Below are 15,829 nucleotides of genomic sequence, written 5' to 3' on the forward strand. Positions count from 1 at the left end.
GATTCATGCGCGTTTGTCTTTTTTAGTGGACCGCGTCCATTGGCTCTTGCGCCCGGTTTCGCCTGTAAGCGCCCGGCTGCTCGCCGGTCACACGCTTGAACGCTTGCGCGAACGCCGATTCGGACTGGTAGCCCACGAGTCCCGCGGCGTCGGGCGTCGGCGTGCCGCTTCGAAGCATTGTAGCGGCTACCTTCATACGAACCAGCGTGACGAATTGCGCGGGTGGCTGGCCGCATGCTTCCACGAACTGCTTGCAGAACCGCGCGCGGGACATGTGAACGAACTCGGCCATTGAATCGGTGGTCCACCGCTTCGCGGGGGTATCGATGATCGCCGTGATCAGCGGCGCGAACTCCGCCCGCCTCATGAGCGACCAGAGGCCGGGCGCGATGTCTTCGCGTGCGGCGACCGAGCGCAGCGCATAGAAGAACAGCAGCTCGGTCAGACGCGTGATCAACGCCGACGGCATATCCGGATGACGATGCGCTTCCGCACGAATCAGGTCGAACACGGCGCGTGGACCGTCGAGCGCCGCGCAATCGCGACGGGCGACGATGTGGTCGGGAATCAGGCCCAGCAGCTGGTCGTCGAGGCCGGAGCGGAATTCGAAGAAGCCGCAGGCAAGGCCGAGGTTTGGCTCCTGCGATTCCTGATCGGATTGCAAAGGCTGCATGGCGCCGGCACGCGCGCTTTCCTGACCGGCTGGCGGCGCTGCAGGTGAAGGCGAAAGACAGTGCGGCATGTCGTGCAGGAGAAACACGGCGTCACCTTGCGTCAGATGCACGCTCGATGCGCTGCGCCCGGATCTGGCCGGCAGGTGCAGCCAGCATTCGCCATGCAGTACGACATGAAAGCTGGCTTGTTGGTGACCCGCGGTCGATGCCTGCCACGCCCCGCAATACTGGCCGACGTGAAACAGCGTGCTTTTCAGTTCGAGACCGGCGAGTAGCCAGTCGGCAATTCTTTCGGCGTTGGGTGACATGGCAGGAGTCGGAAAGGGTCAGCGAGCGAGATCCATACCTACCTGTCATGCCGTGTTTATGCAAAGAACTTGTCGTTGGATGCTTATGCGGTTTTGCGAATTTACTTCACGTTCTTCAACCCACTGGTTCGCCCAGATTGAGCATCAACCGGTTGGCCCACGCAAAAATGGCGATGGAATGAACCAGGTCGAGAATCTCGTCATCGCTGAGTCCAACGTCGCGCAAGGCTTTCAATTGAGCGGGTTCGACATGGCCCGGCGTAAGCGTCAGATCAATCGAAGCCCGCACGATCGCCTTCTCGCGCGGCGTGGTTCCTGCGGTAACCGGATCATTGAATACCTGTTCGATCACGTCGTCGCGCCTGGCCAACTGCTCGAAACGCTGCGCATGCACCGACGCGCAATACACGCAGCCGTTGATCCGCGATACCACGGTCGACGCCAGCTCGCGTTCCGCGCGCGGCAGGCCGCCCGGCGCATACATGATCGCGTTGAACGCAGCCGAACGCTGCCTCAGGATCTCCGGCTGATGCACGAGGAACAGGTAGTAATCGGACTCCTTCGCCTTTGGATGGCTTTCTTCGAGCACGGCGACTTGTTCGGGCGAAGCATCGGCGAGTTGCACTACGTCAAGCCAGGCGTCCCAGCCGAGCACGCGGTTCGTGAATCCATGCGCTTCAATCAGACGGCTCATGCTGCCTCCGTTGCATTCAATGCCTGCAGCGCGCGAAGTCCGGCGGCAAGGCGGATCTGATAGGAAAGAAACGCGATCAATTGCGCCAGGGCGACCACGGCAGGCGTTGGAATGCCGGCGGCGGGCAGACGTTCGAGCGCGGCTTTATCGCCATTGATGGGCGATTCGATCAGCGTGCGCGTGAAGACCAGCATTGCGTGCAGGCGCGGCTCCTGTGTGCCGATGGAACCCTGAGCGATCTGATTGATCACAGCGCGATCCACGTCAATGGACGCAAGCCGTTCCGCGTAGTGCGTGGCAAGCGCCGGAGCGTTCGACAACGTGCATGCGTACAGCGCAACCAGCAACCGGTCGCCAAGCGATAAATCCGGCAGCGCCGGGTCGAACAGCGCGTCATAGCTGCGCTGCGTCGCGTCGGCGACCTTTTCGCGCTGATGCCTTGTGGCATGAGTCACCGAGCCGGGCGTAAGACCCGCGATGCGGTCGACAATATCTGTAGCGGGATCGTAAGTGTCTGTCATGGTTGCTCCATTGCGCGTGCGTTTGAAGTTGTCGCGGCGTTGAGGAAATCGAGTACGGCGCGCCACGATGCTTCGTCGGCGTGTGCGTTCGCGGCAGGCTGGCCGCCGCCGGTGCTGATGCGCCCCGACACGGGATGCGCATACACGAGTTGCGTGGTCGGCACGTAGGGGAAGAGGATGGCGTGGCCGGCTTTGTCGAAGTCCAGATGGCGAACCGGATACGCATGCCGTTCCCGCTCAAGCCGCTTGACGACCATGCGCGAATAGTCGGACGAGGGCCATGAACCGTCATCGGTTCCGGAAAACAGGAGCACGGGTCCATTGATTCGTTCCACGCGAATCCGGGCACGTTCCACCGCTTGTTCATCGAGCAATGCGGTGCGGATTGCGCGTTCATGCCGATGGGGCGGCGGACCTTCGTCGAACGGCTTCCAGCTTGCCGTACGATTGTTTTCCCAGAGATGCGGCAGCGGTTTGCCATCGAGCAGCCATGTGGGGCCTTCACGGCCCGTCGCGGGATCGGCGGCATTTTGCGCGCTGTGAACGACCGCGCCCGGTACATAACCGATCACTGCCTTGAGACGGTCCGGATAAGTCGCGCCGAGCAGCAACGCAAGTTCGCCGCCACGCGATTGTCCGCTGACTGCAATGAAGCCATGCGCGGGTTGCAACTCGCGGTGGATCCAGTCGAGCGCGCGGCGGAAGTATTCCAGCGGCGTGTTCGAGATGTAGTCGGATAGCCCCGGCGTCTTGAAGTAACCGAGCGCCAAAGCCGCGTATCCACGCGATGCATACAACGCGCCGCGCGGTTCATTGATGCCGCCGCCCGATCCATTCAGCACGAGCACGACCGGATGCGGCCCCTGCGTTGCGGGAACGAACAGCGTGCCAATGCAGCCGTCCACGCGCATCTCGCGCCGCTGAACGCCCGGCGCCATCAGGCGTTGTGTCAACACGCCCGCGGTCACACCCTGCCCATCGGCGTCGAAGACTTCAATGCGCGTCGTCAACGCGTCCGATACATCCGCCGGAAACACTTCGCGTTTTCCAGTCTCAACCGGAGTTTGCGACCAGATGAGTCCCATCGGCGAAACGTCGCTGTAATCGCCTTGAACCGGCGCATCGCGCGAAACATCGACAACGCCCCGATCATCCGCGCGAAAGACCGCGCGGCTTGTCCAGATCGCGCCGTCGCCGCGTGCGGTTTGCGTGCGCAACTCGATCAACGAGTCCGGCTGCGCGCTGCTTACGGTAATGTGGCGCGGGACATCGATCAGGTCGTCGGCCGGCGTGATGGCGATTTCGATGATATCGGTCATGGCCGCCTCAATTGCCACTGCGCGTGACCATCATTGCGGTTGTCCGGTCGCTGACGGCCGGCGTCACCTTCAGCCCTTTCTTCGCGGCCCAGATGTTCTCGTAGTGGAACAGCGGAATGATGCCCACGTCGTCGCTCACCACTTTCACCGAGCCGCGCAGGATGGCTTCGCGCTTGGCCGCGTCGAACTCGGCGGTGGCGGCATCGAGCGCGTGATCGACAGCCGGGCTGCTATAACGCCCCCAGTTCGATGAACCAATGCCCTTCTTCGTATCGACAGTGCCGAGTATGTTCACGAGCGCATAACTCGCTTCGCCCGTGCCGTTGCCCCACGCAATCATGCTCATGGCGAATTCGTTCTTGTTCGCGCGGCTCGCGTAGCTGGCCCACGGCATGACCTCGACCTTCGTCTTCACGCCAATGCGCGCCCAGAATTGCGCGACCGCCTGCGCGGTTTCCGGCGCTTGCGGATAGCGGTCGTTCGGCACGCTCAAGGTCAACTGGAAGCCGTCGGGAAAACCTGCTTCGGCCAGCAGTTTCTTCGCCTGCGCGGGATCGTTCGGAATGTCCTTGACCTCGGGGTCATAACCGAAGGTCTTTGCCGGCATCCACTGATTTGCGACCGTCGCCGCGCCCTGCAAGATGCGGTCGGTGATCGCGGGACGGTTGATCGCCAGGGACAACGCGCGGCGCACGCGCACATCGAGCAGCGGATTTTTCGGCAGGGGCTTGCCGGCGTTATCGGTGATATAGGGGCTCGGGCCTTCGCGGAAGCTCGGCTGAAGCAGCAACACACGCAAGCCTGGGTAGGCATAGACCGAGACCTTCGGCGACTGTTTCAGGCGCGGCAAGTCGGAAACGGAGACCTTGTCGATCATGTCCACGTCGCCTGAGAGCAGCGCCGCCGTGCGGGCCGCCGCATTGCTGACATAGCGATAGTTCACCGTGTCCCAGATCGGCTTCGCGCCCCAGTAGGCGTCGTTGCGCTTCATCACCACGCGGTCGCCCGGCGTGTATGAGACGAACTTGTACGGTCCCGAGCCCACCATTGCACGGCCGGCGTTGTAGTCTTCACTCGATGACTTCTCGCCCACATGCTTACTGATGATGTGCACCGATGTCAGGTTGAGCGGCAGGTCCGGCGTCGGCGTGCTGGTCTTGATGACGAGCGTGTACGGATCGGGTGCGCTCACCGAAGCGATGGTACGCAGGTAGCCCGCGAAGGTCGCAATGGTGCCCGGGACATTGCGGGCGCGCTGGTAAGAATAGATTACGTCATCGGCGGTAAAAGGGGTACCGTCCTGCCACTTTACGTCATGGCGCAGCTTGAATTCCCATGTGTCGTTGCCCGTTGCCTTCCAGCTTGTTGCAAGACCGGGCGCGAGCGTGTTGTCGTGATTCTCCACCAGCAAGTCCCAGAAATGCAGGTCCACGGAACGGTCGCCGGCATAGTTGTTCAACTGCGGATCAAGCGATGAGAGCGGGTCGGCGAACGCAATGTTGAGCGTCTGCGCAGATGTAGCCGAACTGAACAGCGCCGCGCCGGCAAGTGCGACGCTCAGCGTGGAAAGGATCAAGCGGTTCACGATGCAATTCCTTTTTATAAGTGTGTTCTGGATTGAAGATTCAATGCGTGTCGTTCAAATGACAGGCGCTGATATGTTCCACGGCGATACCGCGCAAGGCCGGAACTTCTGTCCTGCAACGCGGCATTGCGTGCGGACATCGCGGATGAAAATGACAGCCCGATGGCGGCGCGAGCGGACTCGGCATCTCGCCGCGAATGGCGGTGAAGCGCCTCTTGCGTGCATCCAAACGTGGGATTTCCGCGAGCAAGGTCTGCGTGTATGGATGGTTCGGATGCCGGAATATCTCTTCCACTGGTGCGCTTTCGACCACGCGCCCGAGATACATGATCACCACGCGATCCGACAACTGTTCGACCACGCCCAGGTCGTGGCTGATGAACAGGTAGGTCAGGTTGAGTTGCTCGCGCAGATCCATGAAGAGGTTGAGTATCTGCGCCTGAATCGATACATCCAGCGCGGCGACCGCTTCATCGCAGACGAGCATGGACGGATTGACAGCAAGCGCCCGTGCTATGCCAATGCGCTGCCGTTGACCGCCGCTGAACTCATGCGGATATCTGTCGGCGAGTGCCGGATCGAGACCCGCGCGCTTTAATTGTGCGGCCACATACGCGTCGAGATCGGCGCGATTGGTCATGCCGTGAACAAGCGGCGCCTCACCGACAATATCCCGCACGCGTCGCCGTGGATTCAGGCTCGAATAGGGATCCTGGAAGATCATCTGGATGGCGAGCCGGGCGGCGCGCAGCGCGTCGGGCGACATCGTTTCGCGATTCTCGCCGTCGACCAACACGTCGCCTTCTGTCGGCGCGATAAGACCCGAAACCATGCGGCCGAGCGTCGATTTTCCGCAACCCGATTCGCCGACGAGTCCGACTACTTCGCCAGGTTGTATCGCGAGGTCTACGTGATCGACCGCGCGTGTGACCGCATGCGGCGCAAGGAGCTTTCGTTCCCGCAGCCAGCGCGCAGCGGCGTTGTCGTTTCGTTCGCCGAAGCGCTGGCTGACGCCGCGCAGTTCCACGAGCGCGCGCGTATTGATTTGGCTCATGCCGTCGTCTCCTTGCGCACGTCGGCCTGACGGCCCGGATGGAAGCAGCGCACGAGATGCGTGCCATGGTCGGACGCTTTTGCCGCGGGCGACGGACCAAGGGCGGGCGGCGTCACGCACACAGCGCTCGCGCGCGTGCAGCGCGGCGCGAACGCGCAGCCTGGCGGCAGCGAGCGCAAGTCAGGCGTGATGCCCGCTATTTGCGTGAGCCGCCGGTGACGTGTATTCAGGCTCGGCAAACTATCGATCAGACCCGCCGTGTAGGGATGCTGCGGGTGATCGAGCACGGCATCGACTGTGCCTTGCTCGACGATCCTGCCCGCATACATGACGGCGATGTCATCGGCGAGACCCGCGACCACGGACAGGTCGTGCGTGATCCAGATCAGCGACGTGCCTTGCGTCCTCACCATCCTTTGCACTTCGGACAGGATCTGCGCCTGGATGGTGACGTCGAGCGCGGTCGTGGGTTCATCGGCAATGATGAGATCGGGTTGATGCAACATCGCAATCGCGATCGCCACGCGCTGGCGCATGCCGCCCGACAATTGATGCGGATAGGCACGCAGGCGCTCGCCGGGACTCGCGATGCCCATTGCGGCCAGTGCTTCGCTTGCCTGCTCGCGCGCGGCGCGCCGGCTTACATCCCGATGCGCGCGCACGGCCTCGATCATCTGCGCATCCACGCGTTGCACGGGGTTGAGCGTGGACATCGGGTCCTGGAACACCATCGCAATACGGCTGCCGCGCAAGCGCCGCATCTCGGCTTCGGGCAGGCCGACGAGGTTCTTGCCCTTGAACAGGATTTCGCCGCCGACCACGCGGCCGGGTGCATCGACAAGTCCCATGACCGAGAATCCCGTCACCGATTTCCCCGACCCCGACTCGCCGACAAGGCCCAACACACGCGCGCGGCCAAGCGTGAGCGATACGTCTTCGACCGCCGGCAACTCTCCTTCGCGCGTGAGGAAGCGTGTTTTAAGACCGCGGACTTCGAGCGTGGTATCGGAGGTATGAATGGGCATGCCGCTCATTTCACGAACCTCGGATTGAGCAACTCGCGCAACCGGTCGCCCACCATGTTGATGGATACGAGAATCGCGAGCAGTGCGAGTCCCGGATAAACGCTGGTCCAGTATTCGCCGGAGAGCATGGTCTGGTAGCCATTGGCAATGAGCAGCCCGAGCGATGGTTCGGTGATCGGCACGCCGAGTCCGAGAAAGGACAGCGTTGCTTCAAGCGTGATCGCGCGCGCGACTTGCAGCGTGCCGACCACGATCAGCGGCGGCAGGCAATTGGGCAGCATGTGAACCAGCACGATGCGCCAGTTTGGAATCGCGAGGCTGCGCGCCGCTTCCACATATTCGCGCCGCGCTTCGACGAGCGCTTGCGCCCGCGCAGTCCGCGCGTAATACGCCCACTCGATCAATACCAAAGTCAGTACGACGTTCGTCACGCTCTTGCCAAGGAACGCGAGCAGCATCATTGCAACGAGGATGGACGGGAAGGCGAGCAGCAAGTCGACAAGCCGCATGATGAGGCTGTCGATTTTCCCGCCCGCGTAAGCCGCGATCAATCCGAACACCGTGCCGACCACGCCTGCAATGACCGCCGACCCGAGGCCCACCGACAAGCTCAGGCGCAAGCCATAGAGCATCGCCGAATAGAGATCGCGTCCCTGGCCGTCGGTGCCAAGCCAGTACGCATGCGTTCCGGCGCTGTTCATGGAACCGGGCGGCAGGCGCGCATCGAGGACATCGAGTTGCAGCAGGTCGTAGGGATTTTGCGGCGCGATGAACGGCGCGAAAATCGCCGCGAGCACGAGCAGGATCGCGACGATCAACGCCGCGAGCGCCACCGGCGAGCGCCCGAAATCCGCCGCAAGCTGGCGCCACGGCGAACGCCGGCGCTCGGGCGTCGCACGAGCCGGCGTGTCGGGCGCGAGAGGCGTTGTGCTCATCGCGCGCCCTCCAGCCGCACGCGCGGATCGAGAAACTTGTAGAGAATATCGACCAGCAGGTTCAGCGTGACGAACATGCACACGACCACGATCAGATACGAAAGAATCACCGGCCGGTCGAGCGCATTGATGCTGTCGAGAATCAGCTTGCCCGCGCCCGGCCACGAGAACACCGTCTCGGTCACGACCGCGAATGCAATGGTCGAACCAAACTCCAGTCCAATCACCGTGACAAGCGGAATGAGCGTGTTGCGCAGGATATGCACGAGCACCACGCGCATGGGCGACAAGCCCTTGGCGCGCGCGAAGCGAACGTGTTCCATCGGCATGACTTCGCGCACGCCGGCACTCGTCAGGCGCAACACGAGCGAGACCTTGAAAAGCGAGAGATTCAGCGCGGGCAAGATCAGATGGCGCAGACCGTCGATGGTCAGCCATGACCACTGCACGCCGAACAGGTTTGCGGTCGCGCCACGACCGCTTGCGGGCAGCCAGCCGAGCTTGACGCTGAAGAGCATGATCAGCATGAGACCGACCCAGAACGTAGGCAGAGAGAAGCCGACGATGCTGCCCGTCATCAGCACTTTCGAAAGCGGATTGCGCGGATGCAGGCCTGCAAAAAGCCCGAGCGGAATGCCGATGAAAAGCGCCAGCAACAGCGCGGACACCGCCAGTTCGAGCGTGGCCGGAAGCCGTTGCAGGATCAGGCGGATCGCGGGTTCGTTATAAACGAAACTGTTGCCGAGATCGCCATGCGTGGCGCTTGCGAGGAAAGCAAGGTATTGCTTCCAGAGCGGCTGATTGAGTCCCAGTTGCGCGATAATGCGCGCCCGGTCGACCTGATCCACATCCTGCCCAATGAGGATGTCGACTGGATTGCCTATCGCATGCAAGCCAACGAACACGATCAGCGTCATCAGTAGCACCACGAACGCCGCCTGCGCGACGCGGCGAACGAGCCAGCCGGTCACTGGTCCTCCGCATACTGGGGCGGTGCGTCGGCGGGCGTGAATTCATCGCCATATAGCTCGGGCTCGGCATACGCTTCGAGTGCTGCGTAATGCTGCTCCACGTCTTCCCGATACAGCGAACCCGCAATACCTTGCGCGAGGCGTTTTGCGCCCGTGCTGATGGCGGGAATGTCGCCGGAGACCGCGCCGTGCGAGAGCGTTGCCGGATAGCAGAAGCAATGGATGTTCGACAAACCCGGGCAATCCCCCGGCGTTTTTTCGAGGAATTCAAACGCGGGGCCAACATCGGGCGAGTCCGACAATTCCGCGTCTTCGTCGCCGGATGGTGGCGCGTACCGGTCGGCCCACGTACGGATGAAAGGCGCAAACGCGGCGAACTCCGGACGCGCGCTCCAGTCGACCTTGAAGCCTGTGGAGACGATCAGGAAGTCGGCCGCGAACGTTCCCTTCGGCGTATGAATAGCGAGACCATCGTCCGTGTTTTCCACGGAGAGGACCGGGCATCCGAGATTGAACCGCACCTTCGGATGATGACGCGATACCCGCAACGTACTGCCGCGCGGCGGCGGCACCTGCACGGTATTGATGTAATGGCGGATCTTCCATTTCCATTCGTCGGGGAGTGTTTGATGGCCATGTGTGAGGCCCGGATTGCCTGCGCCCTTGCCCTTGTTCACGCGCGGCAGATCGTTACGCCTGATCAGCAGGTCAACGCTTTTGGCACCCGCTTCGAGCGCGGTCGCCGCGCCGTCCATGGCGGAAGATCCGCCGCCCACCACGGCCACGCGCTTGTTCGCGAGCGTGCTGAAATCGAGCGTATCCGAGGAATGCGCCCAACGCGCGCGCGGCAATCCGTCGATAAAACCTGGCAACGCCGGTCCGCCCAAACCATCGCGCCCGGTCGCGAGCACGACGCGGCGCGCAAAGACATTGAAGCGCTGCTCCTGCGTCCGCACACTCAGCATGACAAGGCCGTCCGCGCGCGGCGTCACGGCTTCAATGCTATGTTCGTTGCGGACATCGAGCGCCAACACCCGGCGATACCAGACCAGATACGCCATCCATTGCAAGCGGTCGATCTTATCGAGGGCTTGCCATTCGTCGGCGCCGAACTGCGCTTCGAACCATGCGCGAAAAGTAAGCGCCGGCAATCCGAGCGCCGGCCCCGTCAATTGCTTCGGTGAGCGTAGCGTTTCCATGCGTGCGGTCGTGGCCCACGGGCCTTCGAGCCCTTGCGGCGAGCGGTCGAAAATGCACGCCCGCACGCCAAGCAACTTGAGCGCCGCCGATGCCGCCAGCCCCGCCATGCCGCCGCCGATCACCGCAACCTCCAGCACGTCCTGGCCGTCATGCGTCCTGCTCATCACCCATTCGCGCGCGGGTAGTTCGAGCAGGGACAAGTCCTCGGCAAGCCGCAGTTCGAGCGCAGCGAGCCCTTTGATCTGAGTCGATGAAGCGAGGGTATCGAGGCTCACGTCGCGTGCTCTTCGGTGGGATTAAGGGTCTCGTCGGCTTCGCCATACAGCGTCTGGAGGATCGCGCCGTGCTGGCTGGCATCGTGCAGAACGAAGTCGGGCAGGATCTCGGCGGCGGCGTGCATGAGCGCCTCGGCCGCGGCCAGAGTCGCCGCTCCCGGCGGCCGGAATTCGGGCGTGATGACGCCGAACAGGAACGGGATGCGGATATCGAGCGGGCGCAGCACGACCCCTTCCACGGGCAGCCCGCGCGCCGTCACGGGTTCGAGCACAGCAAGCCCAAGCCCCGCGCGCACGGCGCCGAGCGCGTTCAGCGACGAATTTGTTTCGATCACACCCGCGGTGCGCACGCCTGCCTGTGCGAACGCGGCATCCAGACGCGGCCGCAGCCGGTAGGGGTTCTGCATTGTCACAAGGCGACGGCCGCCAAAGTCGCTCAACGCAATTCGCTTCGATCTTGCCAACGGATCGTCGGCGCGCACGGCGGCCACGCACGCCGATTCGCCGATCCAATGCACGAGCACGCCGCGATGTTCCAGCGGCAGGCTTGACACACCCATGTCGACCATGCCGTTCAGGACTGCATCGACCACCTGTTCCGGTGCGGCGCTGCGCAAGTGCACGGATTCGATTGCATGCGTCTGGCTGAGCCGCGCCAACGCATGGGGCACGAGACCCGCTGCGAGCGCGGAGGTTGCGGCAATGGTCAGCGGCGGCGGCGCGTTCAGCGCGATCTGCGCCGCGCGCGACTTGACCTGACGCAGGCTTGCCAGCGTGCGTTCGACGTCCTGATAAAGCTCGGACGCTTCGCGCGTAGGCGCCACGCGCGGGCCAAAACGCTGGAACAGCGGATAACCGATCTCCGCTTCGAGTTCCTGGATGGAGCGCGACACTGCCGGCTGCGAGCGTCCAAGCAGACGCCCGGCAGCAGTGACGCTTCCGGCGGACATGACGGCGGCAAACGCTTCGAGTTGGCGAATTTCCATGAGCCGGCAGATCGATATCGATGAATGCAGAAATTGCATTCTTGCGGTGCAAGCATGCGAAATGCAAATGATCAAAAATTATATTGATAGAACAGCCGGGCGAATAATGGTTGCAGGCATTCGTTGGACGAAAGCCGACCGCGCATCCAAGGCTATGACTACGTCCCGTTCGATTATCGGCGAGCATTGAAAGATGCTCGCCCGACATAGAAGAGACCCGGTAACGGCTAAGATGCAAGCCTGGATCGATCCCTTTATTCATGCCCGGAGAAAAGCATGAGCAACGACATAAACGTACGTCGCATCGGCTCAAATGAAGCTGCGTCCTACGTGGAAAGCCTGGCCGATGTATTGATTGATTGCGTCGAGGGCGGTGCCTCGGTCAGTTTCATGTTACCGCTGTCGCGCGAGAAAGCACTGGCGTTCTGGCGCGCCGTGGCGCAAGGAGTTGTCTGCGGCGAACGTGCGTTGCTGGTCGCGGAAGATAGCGGCGGCCATGTTGTTGGCACGGTGCAATTGGTCCTGGCGCAACCTGAGAACCAGCCGCATCGTGCTGATGTTGCCAAGATGCTGGTGCGTCGCGACGCTCGACGCAGGGGTATTGCGCAACGGCTGATGAAAGCCGCCGAAGACACCGCGCGAGCGGAAGGCAAGAGCGTGCTTGTGCTCGATACCGTGACAGGTGGAGATGCCGAGCGTCTGTATGAAAAGGCAGGGTGGCAACGTGTGGGCGTTGTGCCGAAATGCGCGTTGATGCCGCATGGCACGTTCTGCGCGACGACGTTTTACTACAAGCATGTTTGATGCATTTGGCAGTCGCCTTCTCGCGCGCGTTTAACTCGGTGCGATACCGTACAGACATCGTGCGCCGGCGTGCCAGTCTTCTCAAAGCCGTGGATCCACGATAGGGCTATTTCAATGCCGTTTTGACGCGCGGACGAGGACTTGGCAAATGAACGATGTTCTTGGAAGGCTGGTGCTTCTGGTCATGTCATGTTGCCTGAGCACGGCGCTTCACGCGCAACCGCCGGTATCGACCGCTGCCAGCCAGCCAGGCGCAAAGGCAAGCCGCCATCACAGTCTTGATCGCACCGGGAAAGCCCGCAAAGGCGAAGCCTCGTACTACGGCCAGAAGTTTTATTCGAAAAAGATGGCTGACGGAACGCCCATGAATCCGCAAACGAATTCCGCTGCCAGCAAAACGCTGCCGCTTGGCACGAAGGCCCGCGTAACGAATCTGGAAAACGGCAAGAACGAAGTGGTCGAAATCAGGGATCGCGGCCCTTATGTGAAGGATCGGATAGTCGACGTATCGCCCAAGACCGCTGACAAGCTCGGGTTGAAAGAGAACGGCACCGCGCCAGTCGAAGTCAAGCCCGTGGAAGTCCCGCAAGCCGATGGCAGCGTGAAGCCGGGTGCCGGCGCCGCGCAAACCCAACAATAGAATGCGCCACGCCACCGGCTTTGTGAGGCATTGAACGGGCGCAACCGACTTGCAACAAGCGGACAGTTCAAGCGCCCGCATTATCGTTCGTTTCTTCCGCCGCCAGATACCGCCCCGGCGTTGTCCCCAGCGCCCGGCGAAACATATCGATAAACGCGCTGACATTCTCGTAGCCGAGTTCAAGCGCGATTGTGGTCACCGCGACCCCGTCCGCCACGAGTTCCAGTGCGCGAAGCACGCGCGCTTGCTGACGCCATTGCGCGAAGCTCAAGCCGGTCTCCGCCAAAAAACGGCGGCTCAGCGTGCGCGGTGCGAGACCCGCCCACGCCGCCCATTCCTCGAGACGGCGGTTATCCGACAGATCAGCCGCCAGCGCGTCCGTGATCCGGATGAGCCGCGGATCTTCAGGGCGCGGCAGCGCCAGCGATTCTTCTTTCGATGCCCGCAGTTCGTCGATGACCACTTCCGCGATGCGCGCCTGCGTCTGATCGAGTTCGGCGCCCGGCCACGTCGCGGCACGTCTCACGGCTTCGCGCAGCAACGCCGTGGTCCTGATTGCACGGGGCGCGCCCGGCAAGTTCGCGCATCGCGGCTCGGTGATAAAAACGCTCCAGCCGGAAAACGGCCCGTACGAGCGCACTGAATGAACGCAATGCGGCGGAATCCAGATTGCATGGACGGCGGGGACGACCCAGTTCTGATTGTCGAGCCCGACCGACATCAGTCCGCTCAACGCGCCCATGAGTTGTCCGCGCGCGTGGCTGTGCGGCGGCGTCTCGCGCGCCTCGGCCTGCGTCAGTTCGGCCGCGGCAAGGAACGGACCGTCGGGCGAGGTCACGAGGTCCGGTCGGATCAAATAGGATGTCATGGCTGAAATGCGGTATCGATTGGCATTTATACCGGAGACTGGCCGCTTTCGCACGCCTAAACTGGCTTCATTCCTACTGCACCGGAGGCAATCACAATGCGAGCCGAAGACATCCTTCCTGACCACATCAATCAAGCCGACATTGGCGGTACGACGATCCGCAAAGGCACCGTCGCGGCATTTCTCGCGAATGCGCGTGTCTGGACAAATTCCGAAACATCCGCAAGCGCCCGCGCCGAAGCCGAGACCGACATGCTCGAAGCATTGCCCGCGCTGCGCGCCGTCGGATTGTTCGATGTACTGGACATTCGCGATACCGCGCTGCGCAATTGGGTCGATGCACATTGACCTGCGCATCAGTCAAACTCACACATCGAGGGAAACGCCATGAAAGCTGCAGTCGTCAAAGCGCCAGGAACTGGTCCCGCTTACGCCGATTTCGATAAACCTGTTCCCATAGCGGGTCATCGGCTGATTGAAGTCACCGCGTCCGCGCTCAGTCACGTCACGCGGTCCAAGGCATCGGGGTCGCACTATTCGTCGGTGGGGAAATTTCCGTTTGTTGCGGGCGTCGATGGCACCGGGCGTCTGGAAGACGGGCGCCGCGTTTATTTCTTCAAGCCGCAAGACCCGTTCGGTTCGATGGCCGAATACAGCATCGCGCCGGAAGCGAATTGCGTTCTCTTGCCCGATGCAATAGATGACGTCACGGCCGCGGCGATTGCGATTCCGGGCATGTCGTCCTGGGCGGCGCTGGTGGAACGGGCTAGATTCGTGAAGGGAGAAACCGTGCTCGTGAACGGTGCAACGGGCAGTTCCGGCCGCCTCGCCGTGCAGGTCGCGAAGTGGCTTGGCGCGCGGAAGATCATCGCTACGGGCCGGCGCACGGATGCGCTGGCATCGTTGAAGTCGGCCGGCGCGGATGTGACGATTTCACTGGCGCAGGACGAGGGCGCGCTGAACGGAGCATTCGAATCGCAGTTTCGCGAAGGCGTGGATGTCGTGCTGGATTACTTGTGGGGCGCGACCGCCCGGTCGCTGTTGATTGCGGCGGCGAAGGCCTCGCCTGACGATCATCCAGTGCGCTTCATCCAGATCGGTTCGATTGGCGGCGCGGAGATCCCGTTGCCGTCCGCCGTCCTGCGCGCGGCGGCGATCACCCTGCTCGGCAGCGGAATTGGCAGCGTCCCGCTGCCGCGTCTTCTAAATGCCATGCTGGGCGTATTCGAGGCAGCCGCACCCGCTGGATTGCAGATCGCGACCCATGCCGTGCCTCTGGCGGATCTCGGCGCGCATTGGGACAACGCGGACAGCTTGCGCCGCACGGTTTTCATACCTTGACCGCGACGATTGATCGCTGCGGGGTACATCGCCGGAGGTATAATGTGTACGCTACAATTGCCGTATGGCTAAAAAATTCCTTTCCGCTCCGGTTGTTCGCGCCGATGCAGCCGTTCCCGCTTCGCCGACCATTCCCGGCGTTGACGAGTATCACTTCTCCGAGCAGATCGGCCATCTGCTGCGGCGCGCGTATCAGCGCCACGTCGCCATTTTCCAGGCGGCCATTCCAGATTCGGACCTGACCGCCGCGCAGTTCGTGACGTTGTGCGCGGTGAAGGAACAGCAATCCTGCTCGCTCAACGATATTGTGAAGGCGACCGCAATCGACCAGGCGACCATCCGCGGCGTGGTCGAGCGGCTCAAGGCGCGCTCGCTGATCGTGGTCTCGCCTGATCCGCTCGATGGACGCAAGCTTATCGTTCGCACCACGCCTGAAGGCCTCGCGTTGATCGATCAAAGCATTCCCTTCGCCAAGCAGGTCAGCGAGCAGACATTTGGCGGACTGAATCCGGCCGAGCGTGTGGCAATCGTCTATTTGCTGAAGGCGATGACGCGAGCAGAGGAGAATTAGCGGGAAGACCGGAGTGCTGTCTGCACGAGCCTGTGGGTTTTTATAGACATGCTCAACG

The 15,829-nt window shown here is 62.2% G+C and carries 17 protein-coding genes; 5 read left to right on the plus strand and 12 right to left on the minus strand.

The window, feature by feature from the left end:
- Positions 1–22 precede the first annotated feature (22 nt).
- The 11 genes from AWB64_RS22055 to AWB64_RS22105 all read right to left on the minus strand — a co-directional run bounded on the left by AWB64_RS22055 (position 23) and on the right by AWB64_RS22105 (position 11,547).
- Positions 23–982: an AraC family transcriptional regulator gene (locus tag AWB64_RS22055; RefSeq protein WP_060857571.1), complete on the minus strand. Its 960-nt coding sequence runs from the start codon at positions 980–982 to the stop codon at positions 23–25.
- Positions 983–1,097: 115 nt separating this feature from the next.
- Positions 1,098–1,676 carry a peroxidase-related enzyme gene (locus AWB64_RS22060; protein ID WP_060857572.1) on the minus strand — a complete coding sequence of 193 codons (579 nt, stop codon included), beginning with the start codon at positions 1,674–1,676 and terminating at the stop codon, positions 1,098–1,100.
- Entirely contained in the window at positions 1,673–2,197 is a 525-nt protein-coding gene (locus AWB64_RS32330; protein WP_060857573.1) for a CMD domain-containing protein, read from the minus strand. The genes AWB64_RS22060 and AWB64_RS32330 overlap by 4 nt, the downstream gene beginning before the upstream one ends.
- Positions 2,194–3,516 (minus strand): acyl-CoA thioester hydrolase/BAAT C-terminal domain-containing protein, encoded by a 1,323-nt coding sequence (locus AWB64_RS22070; RefSeq protein ID WP_060857574.1) that lies wholly within the window; start codon positions 3,514–3,516, stop codon positions 2,194–2,196. The genes AWB64_RS32330 and AWB64_RS22070 overlap by 4 nt, the downstream gene beginning before the upstream one ends.
- A gap of 7 nt (positions 3,517–3,523) precedes the next feature.
- Positions 3,524–5,101, minus strand: coding sequence for an ABC transporter substrate-binding protein (locus AWB64_RS22075; RefSeq protein ID WP_060857575.1), 1,578 nt, complete (start codon positions 5,099–5,101; stop codon positions 3,524–3,526).
- A 40-nt stretch (positions 5,102–5,141) separates the two neighbouring features.
- Positions 5,142–6,155 (minus strand): ABC transporter ATP-binding protein, encoded by a 1,014-nt coding sequence (locus AWB64_RS22080; protein ID WP_060857576.1) that lies wholly within the window; start codon positions 6,153–6,155, stop codon positions 5,142–5,144.
- Positions 6,152–7,180: an ABC transporter ATP-binding protein gene (locus tag AWB64_RS22085; RefSeq protein WP_060857668.1), complete on the minus strand. Its 1,029-nt coding sequence runs from the start codon at positions 7,178–7,180 to the stop codon at positions 6,152–6,154. Before AWB64_RS22085 ends, AWB64_RS22080 begins: the two co-directional genes overlap by 4 nt.
- Positions 7,181–7,185: 5 nt before the next feature.
- On the minus strand, positions 7,186–8,115 hold the full coding sequence (locus tag AWB64_RS22090; protein WP_060857577.1) for an ABC transporter permease: 930 nt from the start codon (positions 8,113–8,115) through the stop codon (positions 7,186–7,188).
- Entirely contained in the window at positions 8,112–9,086 is a 975-nt protein-coding gene (locus AWB64_RS22095; RefSeq protein WP_060857578.1) for an ABC transporter permease, read from the minus strand. Before AWB64_RS22095 ends, AWB64_RS22090 begins: the two co-directional genes overlap by 4 nt.
- Positions 9,083–10,561, minus strand: coding sequence for an NAD(P)-binding domain-containing protein (locus AWB64_RS22100; RefSeq protein ID WP_060857579.1), 1,479 nt, complete (start codon positions 10,559–10,561; stop codon positions 9,083–9,085). The genes AWB64_RS22095 and AWB64_RS22100 overlap by 4 nt, the downstream gene beginning before the upstream one ends.
- Positions 10,558–11,547 (minus strand): LysR substrate-binding domain-containing protein, encoded by a 990-nt coding sequence (locus AWB64_RS22105; protein ID WP_060857580.1) that lies wholly within the window; start codon positions 11,545–11,547, stop codon positions 10,558–10,560. Before AWB64_RS22105 ends, AWB64_RS22100 begins: the two co-directional genes overlap by 4 nt.
- A 276-nt stretch (positions 11,548–11,823) precedes the next feature.
- On the opposite strand from AWB64_RS22105, the gene AWB64_RS22115 reads away from it, so the two are divergent.
- A complete protein-coding gene (locus AWB64_RS22115; RefSeq protein WP_060857582.1) occupies positions 11,824–12,351 on the plus strand; it encodes a GNAT family N-acetyltransferase in 528 nt (175 codons plus the stop codon).
- A gap of 148 nt (positions 12,352–12,499) precedes the next feature.
- Entirely contained in the window at positions 12,500–12,991 is a 492-nt protein-coding gene (locus AWB64_RS22120; RefSeq protein ID WP_244164151.1) for a septal ring lytic transglycosylase RlpA family protein, read from the plus strand.
- Positions 12,992–13,058: 67 nt separating this feature from the next.
- Here the strand turns inward: AWB64_RS22120 and AWB64_RS22125 are convergent, their stop codons facing one another.
- Positions 13,059–13,859, minus strand: coding sequence for an AraC family transcriptional regulator (locus AWB64_RS22125; RefSeq protein WP_060857583.1), 801 nt, complete (start codon positions 13,857–13,859; stop codon positions 13,059–13,061).
- A 96-nt stretch (positions 13,860–13,955) separates the two neighbouring features.
- Between AWB64_RS22125 and AWB64_RS22130 the strand changes: the two genes are divergently transcribed.
- The 3 genes from AWB64_RS22130 to AWB64_RS22140 all read left to right on the plus strand — a co-directional run bounded on the left by AWB64_RS22130 (position 13,956) and on the right by AWB64_RS22140 (position 15,771).
- Positions 13,956–14,207, plus strand: a complete 252-nt coding sequence (locus tag AWB64_RS22130) for a hypothetical protein (RefSeq protein ID WP_060857584.1) — start codon at positions 13,956–13,958, stop codon at positions 14,205–14,207.
- 39 nt (positions 14,208–14,246) lie between these two features.
- A complete protein-coding gene (locus tag AWB64_RS22135; RefSeq protein WP_060857585.1) occupies positions 14,247–15,200 on the plus strand; it encodes a quinone oxidoreductase family protein in 954 nt (317 codons plus the stop codon).
- Positions 15,201–15,264: 64 nt separating this feature from the next.
- The gene (locus AWB64_RS22140) at positions 15,265–15,771 is read left to right on the plus strand and encodes a MarR family winged helix-turn-helix transcriptional regulator (RefSeq protein WP_082850588.1); all 507 of its coding nucleotides are present in this window, start codon (positions 15,265–15,267) and stop codon (positions 15,769–15,771) included.
- The last annotated feature ends 58 nt before the right edge of the window (positions 15,772–15,829 follow it).

It is taken from the genome of Caballeronia sordidicola (assembly GCF_001544455.2).
Lineage (GTDB): Bacteria > Pseudomonadota > Gammaproteobacteria > Burkholderiales > Burkholderiaceae > Caballeronia > Caballeronia sordidicola.

Excerpts from the sequence above, each read along its gene's own strand:
- AWB64_RS22055 (WP_060857571.1), bottom strand. The coding sequence starts at position 982 with ATGTCACCCAACGCCGAAAGAATTGCCGACTGGCTACTCGCCGGTCTC.
- AWB64_RS22060 (WP_060857572.1), bottom strand. The coding sequence starts at position 1,676 with ATGAGCCGTCTGATTGAAGCGCATGGATTCACGAACCGCGTGCTCGGC.
- AWB64_RS32330 (WP_060857573.1), bottom strand. The coding sequence starts at position 2,197 with ATGACAGACACTTACGATCCCGCTACAGATATTGTCGACCGCATCGCG.
- AWB64_RS22070 (WP_060857574.1), bottom strand. The coding sequence starts at position 3,516 with ATGACCGATATCATCGAAATCGCCATCACGCCGGCCGACGACCTGATC.
- AWB64_RS22080 (WP_060857576.1), bottom strand. The coding sequence starts at position 6,155 with ATGAGCCAAATCAATACGCGCGCGCTCGTGGAACTGCGCGGCGTCAGC.
- AWB64_RS22085 (WP_060857668.1), bottom strand. The coding sequence starts at position 7,180 with ATGCCCATTCATACCTCCGATACCACGCTCGAAGTCCGCGGTCTTAAA.
- AWB64_RS22090 (WP_060857577.1), bottom strand. The coding sequence starts at position 8,115 with ATGAGCACAACGCCTCTCGCGCCCGACACGCCGGCTCGTGCGACGCCC.
- AWB64_RS22105 (WP_060857580.1), bottom strand. The coding sequence starts at position 11,547 with ATGGAAATTCGCCAACTCGAAGCGTTTGCCGCCGTCATGTCCGCCGGA.
- AWB64_RS22115 (WP_060857582.1), top strand. The coding sequence starts at position 11,824 with ATGAGCAACGACATAAACGTACGTCGCATCGGCTCAAATGAAGCTGCG.
- AWB64_RS22120 (WP_244164151.1), top strand. The coding sequence starts at position 12,500 with ATGAACGATGTTCTTGGAAGGCTGGTGCTTCTGGTCATGTCATGTTGC.
- AWB64_RS22125 (WP_060857583.1), bottom strand. The coding sequence starts at position 13,859 with ATGACATCCTATTTGATCCGACCGGACCTCGTGACCTCGCCCGACGGT.
- AWB64_RS22130 (WP_060857584.1), top strand. The coding sequence starts at position 13,956 with ATGCGAGCCGAAGACATCCTTCCTGACCACATCAATCAAGCCGACATT.
- AWB64_RS22135 (WP_060857585.1), top strand. The coding sequence starts at position 14,247 with ATGAAAGCTGCAGTCGTCAAAGCGCCAGGAACTGGTCCCGCTTACGCC.
- AWB64_RS22140 (WP_082850588.1), top strand. The coding sequence starts at position 15,265 with ATGGCTAAAAAATTCCTTTCCGCTCCGGTTGTTCGCGCCGATGCAGCC.